The 17,945-nt window shown below is 70.6% G+C and carries 16 protein-coding genes; 13 read left to right on the top strand and 3 right to left on the bottom strand.

The genetic code is table 11. The features are described from left to right. Positions 1-184: 184 nt before the first annotated feature. Together ACTOQ2_RS31280 and ACTOQ2_RS31275 are read right to left on the bottom strand one after the other, a co-directional pair. Positions 185-1,414, bottom strand: a complete 1,230-nt coding sequence (locus ACTOQ2_RS31280) for a DUF349 domain-containing protein (protein ID WP_440104432.1) — start codon at positions 1,412-1,414, stop codon at positions 185-187. Between the two features lie 65 nt (positions 1,415-1,479). Next, positions 1,480-2,340 (bottom strand): peptidylprolyl isomerase, encoded by an 861-nt coding sequence (locus ACTOQ2_RS31275; RefSeq protein WP_440069839.1) that lies wholly within the window; start codon positions 2,338-2,340, stop codon positions 1,480-1,482. A 147-nt stretch (positions 2,341-2,487) separates the two neighbouring features. Between ACTOQ2_RS31275 and ACTOQ2_RS31270 the strand changes: the two genes are divergently transcribed. Genes ACTOQ2_RS31270 through aspS form a run of 3 tightly spaced genes read left to right on the top strand, consistent with a single transcriptional unit; the run spans position 2,488 to position 6,227 of the window. Next, entirely contained in the window at positions 2,488-3,225 is a 738-nt protein-coding gene (locus ACTOQ2_RS31270) for an MBL fold metallo-hydrolase (RefSeq protein ID WP_440104431.1), read from the top strand. A 3-nt stretch (positions 3,226-3,228) separates the two neighbouring features. Further along, entirely contained in the window at positions 3,229-4,494 is a 1,266-nt protein-coding gene (hisS, locus tag ACTOQ2_RS31265; protein WP_440104429.1) for a histidine--tRNA ligase, read from the top strand. Next, positions 4,491-6,227, top strand: a complete 1,737-nt coding sequence (gene aspS / locus ACTOQ2_RS31260) for an aspartate--tRNA ligase (protein WP_440104428.1) — start codon at positions 4,491-4,493, stop codon at positions 6,225-6,227. The genes hisS and aspS overlap by 4 nt, the downstream gene beginning before the upstream one ends. A gap of 496 nt (positions 6,228-6,723) precedes the next feature. Here aspS and ACTOQ2_RS31255 read toward each other — a convergent pair whose 3' ends face one another. Further along, the gene (locus ACTOQ2_RS31255; RefSeq protein ID WP_440104427.1) at positions 6,724-7,611 is read right to left on the bottom strand and encodes a peptidylprolyl isomerase; all 888 of its coding nucleotides are present in this window, start codon (positions 7,609-7,611) and stop codon (positions 6,724-6,726) included. Between the two features lie 200 nt (positions 7,612-7,811). Between ACTOQ2_RS31255 and ACTOQ2_RS31250 the strand changes: the two genes are divergently transcribed. The 10 genes from ACTOQ2_RS31250 to infC all read left to right on the top strand — a co-directional run bounded on the left by ACTOQ2_RS31250 (position 7,812) and on the right by infC (position 17,840). Beyond that, on the top strand, positions 7,812-8,273 hold the full coding sequence (locus ACTOQ2_RS31250; RefSeq protein WP_440104426.1) for a hypothetical protein: 462 nt from the start codon (positions 7,812-7,814) through the stop codon (positions 8,271-8,273). Positions 8,274-8,363: 90 nt separating this feature from the next. Beyond that, positions 8,364-9,674, top strand: coding sequence for a replication-associated recombination protein A (locus ACTOQ2_RS31245; RefSeq protein ID WP_440104425.1), 1,311 nt, complete (start codon positions 8,364-8,366; stop codon positions 9,672-9,674). A gap of 122 nt (positions 9,675-9,796) precedes the next feature. Then, the gene (locus tag ACTOQ2_RS31240) at positions 9,797-10,189 is read left to right on the top strand and encodes a DUF948 domain-containing protein (RefSeq protein ID WP_440104424.1); all 393 of its coding nucleotides are present in this window, start codon (positions 9,797-9,799) and stop codon (positions 10,187-10,189) included. After that, positions 10,186-10,440 (top strand): hypothetical protein, encoded by a 255-nt coding sequence (locus tag ACTOQ2_RS31235; RefSeq protein WP_362846695.1) that lies wholly within the window; start codon positions 10,186-10,188, stop codon positions 10,438-10,440. Before ACTOQ2_RS31240 ends, ACTOQ2_RS31235 begins: the two co-directional genes overlap by 4 nt. Before the next feature lies 1 nt (position 10,441). Further along, a complete protein-coding gene (alaS, locus tag ACTOQ2_RS31230; RefSeq protein ID WP_440104423.1) occupies positions 10,442-13,111 on the top strand; it encodes an alanine--tRNA ligase in 2,670 nt (889 codons plus the stop codon). Between the two features lie 73 nt (positions 13,112-13,184). Further along, positions 13,185-13,685: a Holliday junction resolvase RuvX gene (gene ruvX, locus ACTOQ2_RS31225; RefSeq protein WP_440104422.1), complete on the top strand. Its 501-nt coding sequence runs from the start codon at positions 13,185-13,187 to the stop codon at positions 13,683-13,685. Continuing rightward, positions 13,682-14,719 (top strand): endolytic transglycosylase MltG, encoded by a 1,038-nt coding sequence (gene mltG / locus ACTOQ2_RS31220; RefSeq protein ID WP_440104421.1) that lies wholly within the window; start codon positions 13,682-13,684, stop codon positions 14,717-14,719. Before ruvX ends, mltG (ACTOQ2_RS31220) begins: the two co-directional genes overlap by 4 nt. A gap of 163 nt (positions 14,720-14,882) precedes the next feature. Then, a complete protein-coding gene (mltG, locus tag ACTOQ2_RS31215; protein ID WP_440104420.1) occupies positions 14,883-16,055 on the top strand; it encodes an endolytic transglycosylase MltG in 1,173 nt (390 codons plus the stop codon). Beyond that, positions 16,052-16,876: a shikimate dehydrogenase gene (locus ACTOQ2_RS31210; protein ID WP_440104493.1), complete on the top strand. Its 825-nt coding sequence runs from the start codon at positions 16,052-16,054 to the stop codon at positions 16,874-16,876. The genes mltG (ACTOQ2_RS31215) and ACTOQ2_RS31210 overlap by 4 nt, the downstream gene beginning before the upstream one ends. 346 nt (positions 16,877-17,222) lie before the next feature. After that, positions 17,223-17,840 (top strand): translation initiation factor IF-3, encoded by a 618-nt coding sequence (gene infC / locus ACTOQ2_RS31205; protein ID WP_440069818.1) that lies wholly within the window; start codon positions 17,223-17,225, stop codon positions 17,838-17,840. Positions 17,841-17,945: the final 105 nt, after the last annotated feature.

The following is a 17,945-nucleotide window of genomic DNA, read 5'->3' as shown; positions in this document are numbered from 1 at the left end:
GTACCGCCCGCTCCGTCCCTCCGGCGACCCCGCCCGTCTCGCGACCCGGCCCGGCCGTGTCCGGCAGTGCCTTTCCGTGTCCGTCCGCCCCGCCACAGGCGGCGGGGCCGCGAGGGGCACTCCCGTGGTGGAAGTGCCCCCGCGGCCCCGGGGTCGCGTCGTCAGCCGGTGACGGCGCCGGGCGTCAGGAGAACTCGGCGAGCGTGCGCTCCGCCTCCTCCAGCCAGGAACGGCGGGCGGCCAGGGCCTCCTCGGAGTCCTTGACGTCCTTGTCCTTGCCCGCGTCCCTGGCCTTGGCCAGGCGGCTCTCCAGCTGCGCGATCGACTTGCGTAGCTGGTCGACCGTGTTCTGGGCGCGGGCGCGGGCCTCGGGGTTGGAGCGCTTCCACTCCGTCTCCTCGGCCTTGCGGACCGCCTCGTCGATCTTGCGCAGGCCACCCTCCAGGCGGTCGCGCTGCTCGCGCGGGACCGGGCCCGCGGCCTCCCAGCGCTCCAGGAGGTTGCGCAGGGCGCCCCTGGCGGCGCGGGCGTCGGTGACCGGAAGGATCTTCTCCGCCTCGACCAGGAGCTGCTCCTTGATCTCGGCGTTGGCCGCCAGCGAGGCGTCGCGCTCGGCGAAGACGGCCGACCGCGCCTGGAAGAACTGGTCCTGGGCGCCCTTGAAGCGGCCCCAGAGCTCGTCCTCGACCTCGCGGGAGGCCCTGCCCGCCGTCTTCCACTCCTGCATCAGCTCGCGGTAGGCGGACGCGGTGGCGCCCCAGTCGGTGGACGAGGCCAGCGTCTCGGCCTCGGCCACGATGCGCTCCTTGGTGGAACGCACACCCTCACGCTGCTCGTCCAGCCCCGCGAAGTAGGCCTTGCGCCGCTTGGCGAAGGCCGTACGGGCCGCCGAGAGGCGCTTCCACAGCGCGGCCTCGGTCACCCGGTCGATGCGCTCGGCGGCCTTCCACTCCTCGATCAGCTGACGCAGCCGCTCGCCACCGGTCTTCCAGTGGGTGGTGTCGTCGGCGATGCGCTCGGCCTCGGCGACGATCCGCTCCTTGACGCCCTTGGCCTCGGCCCTGGCCACGTCGCGAGCGGCCTTGACCTCCTCCCGGCGCTGGGCGACCAGCTCCGTGAGGGCGTTGAGGCGGTTCAGCAGCGCGTCGAGATCGCCGACCGCGTGCGCGTCGGTGATCGCCTCACGAAGCTTGACGATCGTCGCCTCGGCCTGGGCGGGTGGCAGGTCGGTGCCGCGGACCCGCTGTTCCAGCAGGGCGACCTGCCCGGCCAGCTCGTCGAACTTGCGATGGAAGTAGGCAAGCGCCTCCTCCGGTTCGCCGGCCTTCCAGGACCCGACGGCCCGCTCTCCCTCAGCCGTACGTACGTAGACGGTGCCGTCGTCGTCTACCCGGCCCCACGGGTCGGTGCTCACCGTGTCCTCCCGCACTTTCATCAGCCTTTCGGGACTAACCGCCCCTTGTATGTATTACGTCAGCTCTAACTGGACATTGTCACGTCTTTGATTTCGACGGTTTCCTTCGGCGCCCCGGTGCCGCCGTCCCCCGGGGGAAGGAAGCCCGCCTTGTTCACCTTGTCGAGGATCTCCAGGCCCTTGGTGACCGTACCGAACGGTGTGTATTGCGCCGGCAGCTGGGTGTCGCCGTAGACCATGAAGAACTGGCTGCCGTTGGTGTCGGGACCGCTGTTGGCCATGGCCACGACGCCGCGGGTGTACTTGGCGCCCTCCAGGTTCTCGTTCACGAAGCGGTAGCCGGGGCCGCCCTGGCCGTCGGTGGGGTTCTTGCCGTCGGCCTTGGCCAGCGGGTCGCCGCACTGCAGCATCGGGAACTGGTCGGAGCCCAGCCGGTGGCACTTGGAGCCGTTGAAGTACTTCTTCTGCGCCAGGAAGGCGAAGGAGTTGACCGTGCACGGGGTCTTGTCGGCCGACACCTTGATGACGATGTCGCCCAGGTTGGTCTTCAGGGTCATCTTCTTGGGCGTCAGGTCGACCTTCTCCGGGGGCAGGCCCACGTTCTTGGCCGGGCCGCCGCCCGCCTCCGCGACGTAGCCGCAGGTGCCGCTCGCCGGGTCGAAGGCCTTGGGCTGCGGGCCCGCGGCCTCCGAGGCGGCCGGGGAGGCGTTGTCCGACGGGGCCGGGTCGGTGGTCGCGGTCGCCGTCGTGTCGGAGCCCCCGAACATGGTCGTCGCGGCGATCACACCCGCCACCACGACCACACCGGCCACGGTGCTGCCGATGATCGCGTTGCGCTTGGCCCTGGCCTCACGTTCGACGCGTCGCTGCGTCTGCCGCTCGTAGTGCTCGCGCGCCAACTGCTTCTGGCGCTCCTTGCCGCTCACCGCTTCGCCCTCCCGAGTGCCGAGTAGTACTTAATGAGGTGGGCGAATCGTATCGGCCAATGGGTAATGGTTCGCAGCCCGCCGACCCGCACCGGTACCCTTCGGTTACATTCCCATCCGCATTCTTGACGAGATCAGCTGAGGCAGATGCTCATCGCCGGCTTTCCCGCAGGGTCCTTCCAGACCAACTGCTACGTCGTCGCTCCCGCCGCGGGCGAGGAGTGCGTGGTCGTCGACCCCGGTCAGAACGCCGTCGGCGACCTCGACGACCTGCTGCGCGAGCACCGGCTCAAGCCGGTCGCGGTGCTGGTCACCCACGGGCACATCGACCACATGTGGTCGGTCGCCCCGGTCTGCGGCGCGCGTGACGTTCCCGCGTGGATCCACCCGGAGGACCGCGACCTGCTGTCCGACCCGGGCAAGGGGCTGTCGCTGTCGACGAAGCAGCAGATGTTCGGCGGGCTCACCTTCACCGAGCCCGACGACGTGCGCGAGCTCGCCGACGGCGAGGTGCTGCGGCTGGCCGGCCTGGAGCTCACCGTCGACCACGCCCCCGGCCATACCAGGGGGTCGGTGACCTTCAGGCTGCCCAGCACCGAGGAGATCCCGGACGTGCTGTTCTCGGGCGACCTGCTGTTCGCCGGCTCCATCGGCCGCACAGATCTTCCGGGCGGCGACTACCCGACCATCCTGCGCAGCCTGGCGGCCAAGTGCCTGCCGCTGCCGGAGGGCACGGTGGTCCTGCCCGGCCACGGACCACAGACCACGATCGGTCACGAGCGTGCCACCAACCCGTACCTCGCGGAGGCGAAGGCGGCCGCGGGCGCGGAGCCCGCGGGTTCCGCGGACGCCGGGCACGACCGCGGCCCCGGCAGGGGACTTTAGACAATGACTTTGCAGGCGCCCAAGGGCACCTTCGACTGGCTTCCGCCGCGCTCCGAGCGGGCGCTCGCCGTGCGCGAGGCGCTCACCGGGCCCGCCCGCCGGGCGGGCTACGGCTACATCGAGACCCCGGTCTTCGAGGACACCGCGCTGTTCGTCCGCGGTGTCGGCGAGTCGACCGACATCGTCTCCAAGGAGATGTACACCTTCGAGGACAAGGGCGGGCGCTCCATCACGCTGCGCCCCGAGGGCACCGCGTCGGTGGTGCGGGCGGTCCTCCAGCACGGCCTGCACAACGGGCAGCTCCCGGTGAAACTCTGGTACTCGGGCAGCCAGTTCCGCTACGAGCGGGCCCAGAAGGGCCGCTACCGCCACTTCTGGCAGGTCGGCGCCGAGGCGCTGGGCTCGGAGGACCCGGCACTCGACGCCGAGCTGATCCTGCTGGCCGTCGACGGCTACGCCGCCCTGGGGCTCACCGGGGTCCGGCTGCTGATCAACACGCTGGGCGACAAGGAGTGCCGCCCCGTCTACCGGGCCGCGCTTCAGGACTTCCTGCGCGGCCTCGACCTCGACGAGCCCACCCGGCAGCGAATCGAGATCAACCCGTTGCGCGTGCTCGACGACAAGCGCCCCGAGGTGCAGGCACAGCTGGCCGGGGCGCCGCTGGTCGTCGACCACCTGTGCGAGGCGTGCAAGGCCTACCACGAGGAGGTCCGCTCGCTGCTGACCGCCTCCGGCGTCGCCTACACCGACGACCCCCGGCTGGTCCGCGGCCTCGACTACTACACGCGCACCACGTTCGAGTTCGTCCACGACGGGCTCGGCTCGCAGTCCGCGGTGGGGGGCGGGGGCCGCTACGACGGGCTGAGCGAGATGCTCGGCGGGCCCGCCCTGCCCAGCGTCGGCTGGGCGCTGGGCGTCGACCGCACGGTCATGGCCATGGAGGCCGAGGGCCTGTTCGGGGACGAGAGCGCCGAGGCGCGCGTGCAGGTGTACGGTGTGCCGCTGGGCGAGGAGGCGCGCCGCCGGATGTTCCAGCTCGTCACCGAGCTGCGCCGGGCGGGCCTGGCCGCCGACATGTCGTTCGGCGGCAAGGGCGTCAAGGGCGCCATGAAGGGTGCCGACCGCTCGGGTGCCGGTTACGCGGTGATCCTCGGCGAGCGAGACATCGCCGCCGGGGTCGCCCAGGTCAAGGACCTGGCCGGCGGGGACCAGAGCGCCGTACCGCTCGCCGAGATCGTCACGATGTTGAAGGAGAGACTGGACAAATGATCCGCACGCACGAAGCGGGATCACTGCGCGAGGAGCACACCGGGCAGCGGGTGACGCTCGCCGGGTGGGTGGCGCGGCGCCGCGACCACGGCGGCGTGGTCTTCATCGACCTGCGTGACGCCTCGGGCTCGGCCCAGGTGGTCTTCCGCGAGGAGGACGACGCCCACGGCCTGCGCGCCGAATACTGCGTCAAGGTCGTCGGAGAGGTGCGGGTCCGCCCCGAGGGCAACGAGAACCCCGAGCTGCCGACCGGCGCGATCGAGGTCGTCGCCTCCGAGGTCGAGGTGCTCAGCGAGTCCGCGCCGCTGCCGTTCCCCATCGAGGGCACCGCGGGCATCTCGGAGGAGGCGCGGCTGAAGTACCGCTACCTCGACATCCGCCGCCAGCAGGTCGCGCACGCCATGCGCATCCGCTCCCGGGCCACCTACCTCGCCCACGAGGTGATGAACGAGCAGGGGTTCACCTACGTCGAGACCCCGACGCTGACCCGCTCCACCCCGGAGGGCGCCCGCGACTTCCTCGTCCCGGTCCGGCTCCAGCCGGGCAGCTGGTACGCCCTGCCCCAGTCGCCCCAGCTGTTCAAGCAGCTTCTCCAGGTCGCCGGTCTCGAGCGTTACTACCAGCTCGCCAAGTGCTACCGCGACGAGGACCTGCGCGCCGACCGGCAGCCGGAGTTCACCCAGATCGACGTCGAGATGTCCTTCGTGGACCAGGACGACGTCATCGCGCTGGGCGAGAGGCTCATCGGCCGCATCTGGAAGGAGACGGTCGGCTACGAGCTGCCGGCGCCCCTGCCCCGGATGACCTACCGGGACGCCATGGCGCGCTACGGCTCCGACAAGCCCGACCTGCGCTTCGGCCAGGAGCTCGTCGAGATGACGGACTTCTTCGCCGACACCACCTTCCGGGTGTTCCAGGCGCCGTACGTGGGCGCCGTGGTCATGCCGGGCGGGGCCTCGCAGACCCGCAAGGAGCTGGACGGCTGGCAGGAGTGGGCCAAGTCGCGCGGCGCCAGGGGCCTGGCCTACGTGCTGGTGGGCGAGGACGGCACGCTCGGCGGGCCGGTCGCCAAGAACCTGTCGGAGACCGAGTCGGCCGGCCTGGCCGCCAAGGTCGGCGCGGCCCCCGGTGACGCGATCTTCTTCGCGGCCGGCGCCGCCTCCGCCTCCCGCGACCTGCTCGGCGCGGCCCGCCTGGAGATCGGCCGTCGCTGCGGCCTGATCGACGAGTCGGCCTGGAACTTCCTGTGGATCGTCGACGCCCCCATGTTCGAGGAGGACGGCGAGGGCGGCTGGACCGCGGTCCACCACCCCTTCACCGGCCCCAAGCCCGAGTGGGCCGACACCTTCCAGGACCACCCCGGCGAGGCCCTGGCCTACGCCTACGACATGGTCTGCAACGGCATGGAGATCGGCGGCGGCTCGATCCGTATCCACCGGGCCGAGATGCAGCAGCGCGTCTTCGACGTGCTGGGCATCTCCAAGGAGGACGCGGAGAGCAAGTTCGGCTTCCTGCTGGAGGCGTTCAAGTACGGCCCCCCGCCGCACGGCGGCATCGCCTACGGCTGGGACCGGATCTGCATGCTCCTGGCGGGCACCGACTCCATCCGCGACGTCATCGCCTTCCCGAAGACGGCCTCCGGGTTCGACCCGCTGACCGGCGCGCCCACCCCGATCACGGTGGAGCAGCGCAAGGAGGCGGGCGTCGACGGCAGACCCAAGGTCGACGCCTGATCCGGGTCCTCCCCGGATGTGAGGCAGTGTGAGCCAGGTGTGACGAGGGCCCCCGGACGGTGCTCCGGGGGCCCTCGCCGTGTCCGGAGCCTAAAAGTCGCGGGAGATGAGCCGCGATGGCCCCCCTGCACCCCCCTGCACCCCCTGCACACCCCTCTGTGCCCCTCACGTGCCTCCTGGGCGGCCTTCAGGGGAGTCCGGTCCCCAAAGGGCGGGGAGGCGTCGTGGCCCGCGCACGGCCACGCTGGGGTCTGCGCCGGCCGCGCGCCGTCCGGGGCGGGCGAGGCGGGATCTGTTCGGGACGTGCGGAGCCTCTGGGATGTGCGCGGCCGGGGGTCCGGCGTGAGTGGCGCGAGGGCGTGGAGGACATGTAGAGGACATGCAGAGGACATAGGGCGCGGGCGTGTCCGGGGCGTGCGGGGCGCGGACGCGAGAACGCCCCGCCGGTCGGACGACCGGCGGGGCGTTCTGCGGCGGCGGGCCGCCGCGGTTCCGGCTAGGAGAGCCGTACGTTCTTGATGATCACCGGGATCTTGGGGGCGGTGGAACCACCGTCACCGGTGATGTCCTCGGGATTGGTGATCCACCCGCCCTTGACGATCTCGTCAAGGATCTCCATGCCCTTGGAGACGACACCAAAAGGCGTGTAGGCCTTCTCCACCTGCTGGGTCTCGTCCCCGAGCGAGATCCAGAACTGGCTGCCGTTCTGGTTGACGGCGTCGACGGCCTGGGCCACCGCGACCGTGCCCTTGCTGTACGGGATCCCGCCGAGGTTCTCGCTGTCGTAGACGTAGCCCGAGCTGCCCTGGCCGTCGGTCCGGTTCTTCCCGTCGGCCTTGGCCTGGGGGTCGCCGCACTGCAGCAGGCTCAGGCCGGAGTTCTCGGGGGTGGCCAGGCGGTGGCACTTGGTGTTGTCGAAGAAGTTCTTCCTGGCCAGGAAGGCGAAGGAGTTGACCGTGCAGGGGGCCTGCGCGGTCGCCAGGTCGATCACGACGTCACCGTGGTTGGTGGTGATCGTCATGGTCTTCAGCTTCAGGTTGGGCTTGGTCGGTGGCATGCCCACGTTCTTGGCCGGGCTGCCGCTGGTGTCCTTGCGATAGGAGCACTTCGTGCCGAGCGGATCGGCCGTGAAGGTCGGCTCCGGCGTCGCGGCCGCGGTCTCCGAGGGAACCGGTGAACTGGTGGCGGCGGCGTTGGTCTTCGCGTCGTCACCGTCGTTTCCAAGGAGGGTGACGCCGGCGAACAGTCCCCCCGCGACGACGACCACCGCGGCGACGGCTCCGATGACGACGTTGCGCTTCGACGCGCTCGCCTGCTCGGCACGCTTCGCCTGCCGCTCTTTGTGTTCCCGAGCCAGCTGGCTCTGGCGGTCCTCGGCGCTCACCGCTATGTCCTCCAAGATTGATGTTCCATGGGTACGGGCTGGCGAAAAGAGTACCGGCCCCAACATGTGCTGTACGTAAGTGGCGGAATTCCTCAGATGGGGACAGAGGGGAGGAGGGGATCTCTTCACGCTCCCCATAACCCGTCCATGGTGGGATCCGTACTTGCTGATGATGAACCACGCACCACCGGAGCGCCCCCATGTTCGACGAGATCCTCGGCCTGCCCATTCATCCCCTGATCGTTCACGCGGCCGTGGTCCTGACGCCGCTCCTGGCGGTGCTCGCCGCCGCGTACGCGCTGGCGCCGCGCACGCGGCCCGTGCTCACCTGGGCGGTGGTCGGGCTCGCCCCTGTCGTGCCGGTGAGCGTCTTCGCGGCGCGGCAGAGCGGGGAGGCGCTGGAGGAGGGCCGCTTCGCCTCCGTCGAGGGCCGGCTCGGCGAGCGCATCGCCGAGCACGCGGGCTTCGCCACCCCCTTGCTGCTCGTCACCCTCGCCCTCGGAGTGGTCTCGCTGGCCCTCGTCCACGTCACCCGCGGTGACAGGTTCGGCCGCCCGGCCGGGCTGGCGGTCTCGGCGCTGACCGTGGTCCTGGCCGTCGTGGCGCTCTACTACGTGGTGCGGAGCGGGCACAGCGGGGCCGTCGCGGTCTGGGGGAGCTGAGCCCGTACGGCTCCTGAAACGCCACGGGCGTCCGATGCGCCGCCGTCCGGGAGGGCCGGGACCCCGCCGGGCGGCGGTACTGTCTCAGGCGTGGACAGCCTGTTCGATTCGGCGGCGGAGGAGGCCCATCGCGGCCAGGAGCCCCTGGCGGTGCGGATGCGCCCCCGGAGCCTGGACGAGGTGATCGGCCAGCGGCACCTGCTGGGCCCCGGCACGCCGCTGCGCCGCCTCGTCGAGGCCGAGGCGCCGATGTCGCTGTTCCTCTGGGGCCCTCCGGGCACCGGTAAGACCACCCTCGCCTACGTGGTGGCGGGTGTCACCAAGCGCCGGTTCGTGGAGGTCTCCGCGGTGTCGGCGGGCGTCAAGGAGGTCCGCGCGGCCATCGAGCAGGCCCGGCGCGAGCTGGGCATGTCCGGCCGCCAGACCGTCCTGTTCGTCGACGAGGTGCACCGCTTCAACAAGGCGCAGCAGGACGCCCTGCTGCCCGCCGTGGAGAACCGCTGGGTCACCTTCATCGGCGCCACCACCGAGAACCCCTTCTTCTCCGTCATCTCGCCCCTGCTGTCGCGCTCGCTGCTGCTGACCCTGGAGTCGCTGTCGGAGGACGACATCCGGGTGGTGCTGGAGCGCGCCGTCACCGACCCGCGCGGCCTGGACGGGAGGGTGAGCCTGGCGCCGGAGGCCGCCGAGCACCTGGTGCGGCTGGCCGGTGGCGACGCACGCAGGTCGCTCACCTACCTGGAGGCCGCCGCGCTGATCGCCGACGGCGAGGTCACCGTCGAGGTGGTGGAGCGGGCGGTGGACAAGGCGGCCGTGCGCTACGACCGCCAGGGCGACCAGCACTACGACGTGATCAGCGGTTTCATCAAGAGCATGCGGGGCTCCGACGCCGACGCGGCGCTGCACTACCTCGCCCGGATGATCGAGGCGGGGGAGGACCCCCGGTTCATCGCCCGCAGGATCGTCATCTTCGCCTCCGAGGACGTCGGCATGGCCGACCCCACCTGCCTGCAGGTCGCGGTGGCCGCCGCCCAGGCGGTGGAGTTCATCGGCCTTCCCGAGGGGCGGCTCAACCTGGCCCAGGCCGTCATTCACTGCGCGCTGGCCCCGAAGTCCAACGCGGTGATCAACGCCATCGGCGCGGCCGCCGAGGACGTGCGGCGCGGCAACATCGGCCACGTTCCCAACCATCTGCGCGACTCCCACTACGCCGGGGCCAAGCAGCTCGGCCACGGCAGGGGCTACAAGTACCCCCACGAGTTCGAGCACGGCCTGGTACGCCAGGAGTACGCCCCCGAGGAGCTCAGGGACCGGCGCTACTACCAGCCCACCAGACACGGCGCCGAGGCGGGCCTCGCCGACCGCTGGTCCAGGATCCGCGCGTTCCTGCGGGGGGAGTAGTCCCCGCGCCCCGGGGGCGCGCGGTAAACGGGGATGAGTGGTATCGGGCACGATAGGGTTTTGCAATCCGCCCGACCATGGCCGGGGTCACCTATGAACCTATGAGGGGAGCGGGTCCGCAGATGCTTACCGCAGGAGAGGTCGCGGGGCTGATCGCCGCGATGGCCTGGGCGATCCTGGTCTCCTTCATGGCCGTCGTCATGGTCAGGCTGGCCCGGCTGCTCACCGAGACCACCAAGATGGTTTCCCAGCTGGGCGACCGCGTCGTGCCGCTGCTGGAGGACGTCTCGGCCGCCGTCGGCGAGACCAACCGGCAGCTGGTCGCGATCGAGGCCATCACCAGGGACGTCAAGCAGGTCAGCGGGCACGTGGCCAAGGTCAGCGACGTCACCCAGAACCTGGTCACCAGTCCGATGATCAAGGTCGCGGCCCTCACCCACGGCGTCCGCAGGGCCCTGGGCTCCCGCAGGCGGGCCAGGCCCGCCGCGGTGGAGCTGGAGAGGCGTCCGCGATGATCCGCAGGCTTTTCTACATGGGGCTGGGCGCGTTCGGCGCGGTGTGGGTGATGCGTAAGCTTCAAGCACTGCATCCGAACCACCTGGCCCGGCGGGCCGCGCACAACGCCGCCGGAGCCCTGGAGCAGGCACGCGACCTCGCCGCCGACGCCCTGCGGGGCGCCGCCGAGCGGGAAATCGAGTTGCGGTCCAGGTTCGGGCTCGACACCGTGGAAAACCCCTATCACTCCAACGTAAAGGATGGCCGCTGACATGGAGTCGGCAGAGATCGCCCGCCGCTTCCTGCGCTTCTTCGAGGAGCGTGGGCACACCGTTGTGCCCTCGGCCAGCCTCATCGCCGAGGACCCGACGCTGCTTCTGGTCAACGCGGGCATGGTGCCCTTCAAGCCCTACTTTCTGGGCCAGCAGAAGCCGCCCTACAAGCGGGCCGCCAGCGCGCAGAAGGTCGTCAGGACCCTCGACATCGACGAGGTCGGCAAGACGACCAGGCACGCCAGCTTCTTCCAGATGCTCGGCAACTTCTCCTTCGGCGACTACTTCAAGGAGCAGGCGATCCCGTTCGCCTGGGAGCTGCTGACCAGGCCCGAGTCCGAGGGCGGTTTCGGCTTCCCCGAGGACCGCCTCTGGGCCACCGTCTACCTCGACGACGACGAGGCCGCCGACATCTGGCGCAAGGCCGGGGTGCCGCAGGAGCGCATCCAGCGCCGCGACCTGGCCGACAACTACTGGCACATGGGCGTGCCGGGTCCCGGCGGCCCGTGCAGCGAGATCTACTACGACCGCGGCCCCGAGTACGGGCGCGAGGGCGGCCCGGTCGTCGACGAGAACCGCTACCTCGAGGTGTGGAACAACGTCTTCATGCAGTACCAGCTCAGCGCGGTACGCAGCAAGATCGACTTCGACATCGCCGGTGAGCTGCCCGCCAAGAGCGTCGACACGGGCATGGGCCTGGAGCGCATGGCGGCGATCCTGCAGGGCGTCGACAACATCTACGAGATCGACACCACATACAAGATCCTCGACCGGGCCGCGGACCTCACCAAGACGCGCTACGGCCGCGACGAGCGCGCCGACGTGTCGCTGCGGGTCGTCGCCGACCACGTCAGGACCGGCGTGATGCTCGTCGCCGACGGGGTGCTGCCCTCCAACGAGGGCCGGGGCTACGTGCTCCGCCGCATCCTGCGCCGCGCCATCCGCAACCTGCGCCTGCTCGGCGCGGGCGAGGAGCGCTACATGCACGAGCTCACCGCCGTGACCGTCGACGTCATGGGCGAGCAGTACGCCGAGCTCAGGGCCGACGCCCCGCAGATCCACGGTGTCATCGACGCGGAGGAGGCCTCCTTCCTCGGCACCCTCCGCACCGGCACCGCGATCTTCGACGTGGCGGCCGAGGAGACCAAGCGCAAGGGGCGGGCCACGCTCGCCGCCGACCAGGCCTTCCAGCTCCACGACACCTACGGCTTCCCGATCGACCTCACCCTGGAGATGGCCTCCGAGCAGGGGCTGCAGGTCGACGAGGAGGGCTTCCGCCGGCTGATGAAGGAGCAGCGCGACCGTGCTAAGGCCGACGCCGCCTCCAAGAAGACCGGCAACGCCGACATCTCGATCTTCGGCACGCTCCTGGAGAAGACCGGCAAGGTCGAGTTCCTCGGCTACGACCACGTGACGGCCGAGGCCGAGGTCGTCGGCCTCCTCGTCGACGGCGCCTCCGTGCCCGCCGCGGGCGCGGGCACGTCGGTCGAGGTCGTGCTGGGCCGTACCCCCTTCTACGCCGAGGGTGGCGGCCAGCTCTCCGACCAGGGCGTCATCCGCACCGGCGGGGCAGAGGTGGAGATCGTGGACGTGCAGTCCCCGGTCTCCGGCGTCGTCGTGCACCGGGGCAAGGTCCGCTCCGGGGAGATCAGGGTGGGCGACCAGGCCCAGGCCGAGATCGACGTCGAGCGGCGCCGGGCCATCTCCCGCAGCCACACCGCCACCCACCTGGTGCACCGGGGCTTCCGCAACGCGCTGGGCGAGACCGCGGCGCAGGCCGGTTCCGAGAACTCGCCGGGCCGCTTCCGCTTCGACTTCACCGCCGCGGGCGCCGTGCCGCCCAGCGTGCTGCGCGACGTCGAGGACGAGGTCAACGCGGTCCTCATCAACGACCTGCGGGTCAACGCCTTCCACACCTCCCAGGCGGAGGCCCGCGCGATGGGCGCGCTCGCCCTGTTCGGCGAGAAGTACGGCGACACCGTCCGCATCGTCGAGGTCGGCGAATACTCCCGCGAGCTCTGCGGCGGCACCCACGTCGCCAGCTCCGGGCAGCTCGGCCTGGTCAAGGTGCTGGGCGAGGCCTCGATCGGCGCGGGCGTGCGCCGCGTGGAGGCCCTGGTCGGCCTCGACGCGTTCCGCTTCCTGGCCAGGGAGAGCGTGCTCGTCGCCCAGCTGTCGGAGCAGCTCAAGGCCCGCAGGGAGGAGCTGCCCGAGCGCATCGAGGGCATCGTCACCCGGTTGCGCACCGCGGAGAAGGAGCTGGGCGCGCTGCGCTCGGCCCAGGTGCTCGCCGGTGCGGGACAGATGGCGGAAAGTGCCGTCGACCTGCACGGAGTGTCCGTCGTGACGCACCGCGCGCCTGATGGCACCTCCCCCGACGACCTGCGTAAGCTCGCGCTCGACGTGCGCGGCCGGTTCCCGGGCGATCGCGCCGCGGTGGTCGTCGTCGCCGGTGTCCCCGGTGACCGGCCGGTCGTGGTGGCCGCGGTCAACGAGGCGGGACGCGGCCGCGGCCTGAAGGCGGGCCGCCTGGTCGGTGTCGCCGCGAAGGCTCTCGGAGGTGGCGGTGGCGGCAAGGACGACGTCGCTCAGGGAGGCGGGGTGCGTCCCGAGGCGATCGGCGAGGCGCTCGCCGCCGTCGAGCAGGCGATCGCGCAGACGCTCACCTGACGAGCGCGGACGCTCACCTGACGAGGAACGACGCCCTCGCGCCGCGTCCGGCGCGCGGGCGGAGACGGGAATGATGAGAAACGGCATTCGGCTGGGCGTCGATGTCGGCTCGGTCCGCATCGGCGTGGCCCGCAGCGACCCCTCGGGGTTCCTGGCCACGCCGGTGGAGACCGTCCGGCGCGGTAAGGGCGACCTCGACCGGCTCGCGGAGATCGCGGCCGAGTACGAGGTCGTCGAGGTGGTGGTCGGCCTGCCGACCTCGCTCTCCGGGCGCGAGGGGCAGGCGGCGGAGGCCGCCCGCGACTTCGCGAACCGGATCTCGCTGCGGCTGGCGCCCGTCCCGGTGCGGCTGTTCGACGAGCGGCTGACCACCGTCACCGCCCAGCAGGGCCTGCGGGCCAGCGGGGTGAAGGCGAAGAACCAGCGTGGCGTGGTGGACCAGGCGGCCGCCATCGTGCTGCTCCAGGCCGCGCTGGACGCCGAACGCGCCACCGGCAGGCCTCCCGGGGTCCCCGTCGAGCCTCCCCCTGGCGGGGGAAACGCCGAGCGGCCGGGCGGCGGGACCGTTCGGTGAGCCGTCTGCGGCCGGTATGGCTGTGGGTGGCCGGGACGTCCGTGCTCGCAGCCGCCGCCGGGACGGCCGGGATCCTCGTGATCCGCCCCTATCTCATGCCCGCCGACTTCGAGGGGCCGGGTTCGGGCACGGTCGTCGTCGAGATCCCCCGGGGGGCGAGCGCGACCCGGATCGGGCTGGTGCTGGCCGACGCCGGAGTGGTGGCCAGCGCCGGGGCGTTCGTCACGGTGGCGAAGGAGCAGGCCAGGGCGGGCACCCTGCCCCCCGGCCGTTTCCGGCTCCGCAGGGGCATGGACGCCCGGTCGGCGCTCGGCATGCTGGTGGCGCCCGAGTCGCGGGTGGTCCGCACGGTCACCATTCCCGAAGGGCTCCGCCTGCCCGAGCTGCTCGACCGGCTCGCCGAGGCGACCGGCATGCGCCGGGCCGACCTGGTCAGGGCCGCGGCCGACGAGCGGGCGCTGGGCCTGCCCCGGTACGCCGGGAGCGCCGAGGGCTTCCTGTTCCCCGCCACCTACGAGATCGAGCCGGACACGACCGCTCCGGCCCTGCTCGCCGCGATGGTGGAACGTTACAAGCAGATGGCGACCCAGCTAAACCTGAGGAAACGGGCCGCGAAGAAAGGCCTGTCGCCCCGGGAGGCCGTCACGGTGGCGAGCATCGTCCAGGCGGAGGGCGGGCGGGACCCGGACTACCCGAAGATCGCTAGAGTGATCTACAACCGGATCAGGGCCCGGACGCCGCTCCAGCTGGACACCACGGTGCTGTACGCGCAGGGGCGCAGGACCCTGGAGGTTTCGGAGAGGGACACAGAGGTGAGGTCTCCGTACAACACCTACCTCAAGCCCGGTCTGCCGCCCGGGCCCATCGCGAACCCCGGGGAGAAGGCGTTGATCGCGGCACTCCAGCCAGATCAAGGTGATTGGTTCTGGTTTGTCACTACTGATCCGGAGCATAGAATCACGCAATTCACTGACAAAGAGAGTGAGTTTGTGAGATACCGGGAAGAGCTGAACAGATACCTCGGGAAGCGTTGATGCCCGGCGGAATACCCCCGGTTCCGCCGCAGGCGGCGACCCGCACCCGCGGTTCGGACGACGGATCCCGGAGCACCGGGACGTCCGGCCGGGTGCCCTCCTTCGGTTCGGCACACCCGCTTGACGCCAGGTCGTCTCTAGCGGGAGATTGGCCAGCGACGCTATGAACGATCTCGATATGGACTTCCTGGTCGGTTCCGACGACGAAGGTCGGTCGCGCCGAGGATCCAACACGTCTCCAGGCCGTGACTCCGGCCGGCGCGGCCGGCGCAGGAAGCGCCGCCGTAACCGGGGCGGCTTCGTCGCCCCCATGCTCGCGATCATCATCCTGCTCGGCGGCATCGGCGCCGCCGGCTTCTACGGCTACACCTGGGTCCGCGACGTGATGACCCCCGACGACTACACCGGCCAGGGGTCGGGCGAGATCGTCGTGGAGATCAAGGACGGCCAGAGCGCCTCCGACATCGCGCAGACCCTGCAGGAGCAGGACGTGGTGAAGAGCGTCAAGGCCTTCGTCAACGCCGTCGGCGCGGCGGGCAAGAGCTCCTCCCTGCAGCCGGGCGAGTACACCATGCGCAAGCGGATGGCGGCCGCGGAGGCCGTCAAGCTCCTCGACCCGGACAAGCGGCTGCGGGAGAGGGTCACCCTCAAGGAGGGGCTGCGCGTGAGCGACACCCTTGAGCAGCTCGCCAAGCAGACGGGCAAGCCGCTGCGGGAGTTCCAGCAGGCGGCCAGGAACACCAGAGAGCTCGGCCTGCCCTCCTACGCCAGGGGCAAGCTGGAGGGGTACGCCTTCCCCGCCACCTACGAGATCACGCCCAAGATGACGGCCTCGGAGATCCTGACCAAGATGGTCGACCGCTTCAACGAGACCGCGAACAAGGACGACCTCAAGGGCAAGGCGAAGGCTCTCGGGCACACCCCGCACGAGATCATGACGATCGCCAGCATCGTCCAGGCGGAGTCCGGCACCGAGGAGGACATGGGCAAGGTGGCCCGCGTCATCTACAACCGGCTCGACGGCAACCCGCCCCGCAAGCTGGAGATGGACAGCACGGTGATGTACGCGCTGAACAAGTACAACATCGAGGCCTCCAACAAGGACCTTGAGAGTGAATCGCGTTACAACACTTACAAGTACTTGGGCCTGCCCCCCGGCCCGATCGCCAACCCGGGCGACGACGCCATCCAGGCGGCGCTTAACCCCACCAAGGGTGACTGGGTCTGGTTCGTGACCACCTGCCCGGCCAAACGCCTCACCAAGTTCGCCTCGCTGGAGTCCGACTTCTTCGCGCTCAAGGCCGAGTACGAGCGGAACAAGGTGAACGGGTGCTGAGGGCGGCGGTCCTGGGATCGCCGATCGTCCACTCGCTCTCCCCGCACCTGCACCGCGCCGCCCACGAGGGCATGGGACTGCACGACTGGCGCTACGAGGCGATCGAGTGCGACGAGGCCGGGCTTCCCGGCCTCCTCGCCGGGCTGGACGGCGACTGGGCGGGGCTCTCGCTCACGATGCCGCTCAAGCGGGCGGTGATGCCGCTGCTCGACACCGTCTCCGAGCTCGCGGTCCAGGTGGGCGGGGCCAACACGGTGATCCTGCGCGACGGTGTCCGGCACGGGGACAACACCGACGTGTACGGCATCGTCCAGGCGCTCGCCGAGGCGGGCGTGGCCCCGCCGCGGGCGGCGACCGTCCTCGGCGGCGGCGCGACGGCGGCCTCCGCGCTGGCGGCCCTGCGCGAACTCGGCCTCGGCGAGGCGATCCTCGTGGTCCGCGACCCCGCCAGGGCGTGGGAGACCGCGGAGGTCGCCGAGCGGCTGGGCATGGACCTGTCGGTGCGGACCCTCGACAAGCTCGACACCGCGCTGGAGGTCGACCTGGTCGTCTCGACCCTGCCCTCCGGCGCGGCCGACGGCTTCGCCGGGACGCTGGCGGGCGTGCCCGCCCTCCTCGACGTGGTCTACGCGCCCTGGCCCACCCGCCCGGCCGCGGCCGTGGCCGGGCGGGGCGGGATCGTCGTCGGCGGCTTCCCGATGCTCCTGCACCAGGCGGTCCGGCAGGTCGAGATGATGACCGGTCGCGCGGACGTGCCGGTGGAGGCGATGCGCGAGGCGGGGAAGGCCGAGATCGTCAGGCGTGCCGTCCCGGCGGGATGATTCTGCGTGAGTGGGCTGTTGTGGTAGAGTAACGACTCGATCGGTCCGGCGTGCCTGCTGGACGCGCAAGCGGAGGTCGTCCTCCCACCTCGTCGGCCGCAAGGCTGACAGGTCAGGATCACAACCGGGGTAAATCCCGGAGAGCTTACGGCGTGAAGCCTTCGAGTTCATGTGGCCCCGCATGCGTGACGTGCGGGGCATCTTGCGTTCGAACGCCCTCAACAGGGTGTGCGTTCTACGACCTCCCGGCACGATCGAGCATGTTGCGGCCTCCTCCCGGATGGCCGCGGATCGCAACCTAGGAGGCCCCATCAGCGCCGAGCCCCGCATCAATGACCGCATTCGCGTGCCCGAGGTCCGCCTCGTCGGCCCGAACGGCGAGCAGGTGGGCATCGTCTCCATCGGCGATGCCTTGAAGCTGGCTCAAGAGTCCGACCTCGACCTGGTCGAGGTCGCGGCAACGGCCCGCCCGCCAGTGTGCAAGCTCATGGACTACGGCAAGTTCAAGTACGAGTCCGCGATGAAGGCACGTGAGGCGCGCCGTAACCAGGCGTACACCATCATCAAGGAGATCAAGCTTCGGCCGAAGATCGACCCGCACGACTACGAGACCAAGAAGGGTCACGTGGTGCGGTTCCTCAAGGCCGGCGACAAGGTCAAGGTCACCATCATGTTCCGCGGTCGGGAGCAGTCCCGTCCCGAGCTGGGCTTCCGGCTCCTGCAGCGGCTGGCGGAGGACGTGACGGAGCTCGGCTTCGTCGAGTCCCAGCCGAAGCAGGACGGTCGAAACATGATCATGGTGATCGGCCCGCACAAGAAGAAGGCCGAGGCCAAGGCCGAGAAGGCGGCGGCCAAGGCGCGGCATGACGAGAACCCTTCGGGTGAGGGGTCACCGGCCGCCGGCGAGACGCGCGTCAACGACGAGGTGTCCGTCAGTGGAGCGGTGGCGGCTCCGCAGGAGTAACTCGCATAGCCTGGATCGTCAGGTAGTCGCGAGATCAGTCCGAGACCGGGTCCGGTCTCGTAGTCAGGCACGCCCTTGACTTGGGTTACCGGCCCGGGACATCGG

This window comes from Streptosporangium sp. H16, from assembly GCF_051918855.1.
In the GTDB taxonomy this organism is placed as follows: domain Bacteria; phylum Actinomycetota; class Actinomycetes; order Streptosporangiales; family Streptosporangiaceae; genus Streptosporangium.
The sequence above is the reverse complement of the archived record's forward strand: the minus strand, read 5'-3'. Positions and strand labels throughout refer to the sequence as shown.

Coding starts and splice junctions, on each gene's coding strand:
- ACTOQ2_RS31235 (WP_362846695.1), top strand. CDS start 10,186: ATGATCCGCAGGCTTTTCTACATGGGGCTGGGCGCGTTCGGCGCGGTG.
- ACTOQ2_RS31270 (WP_440104431.1), top strand. CDS start 2,488: ATGCTCATCGCCGGCTTTCCCGCAGGGTCCTTCCAGACCAACTGCTAC.
- mltG (WP_440104420.1), top strand. CDS start 14,883: ATGAACGATCTCGATATGGACTTCCTGGTCGGTTCCGACGACGAAGGT.
- aspS (WP_440104428.1), top strand. CDS start 4,491: ATGATCCGCACGCACGAAGCGGGATCACTGCGCGAGGAGCACACCGGG.
- hisS (WP_440104429.1), top strand. CDS start 3,229: ATGACTTTGCAGGCGCCCAAGGGCACCTTCGACTGGCTTCCGCCGCGC.
- ACTOQ2_RS31250 (WP_440104426.1), top strand. CDS start 7,812: ATGTTCGACGAGATCCTCGGCCTGCCCATTCATCCCCTGATCGTTCAC.
- ACTOQ2_RS31240 (WP_440104424.1), top strand. CDS start 9,797: ATGCTTACCGCAGGAGAGGTCGCGGGGCTGATCGCCGCGATGGCCTGG.
- ruvX (WP_440104422.1), top strand. CDS start 13,185: ATGAGAAACGGCATTCGGCTGGGCGTCGATGTCGGCTCGGTCCGCATC.
- alaS (WP_440104423.1), top strand. CDS start 10,442: ATGGAGTCGGCAGAGATCGCCCGCCGCTTCCTGCGCTTCTTCGAGGAG.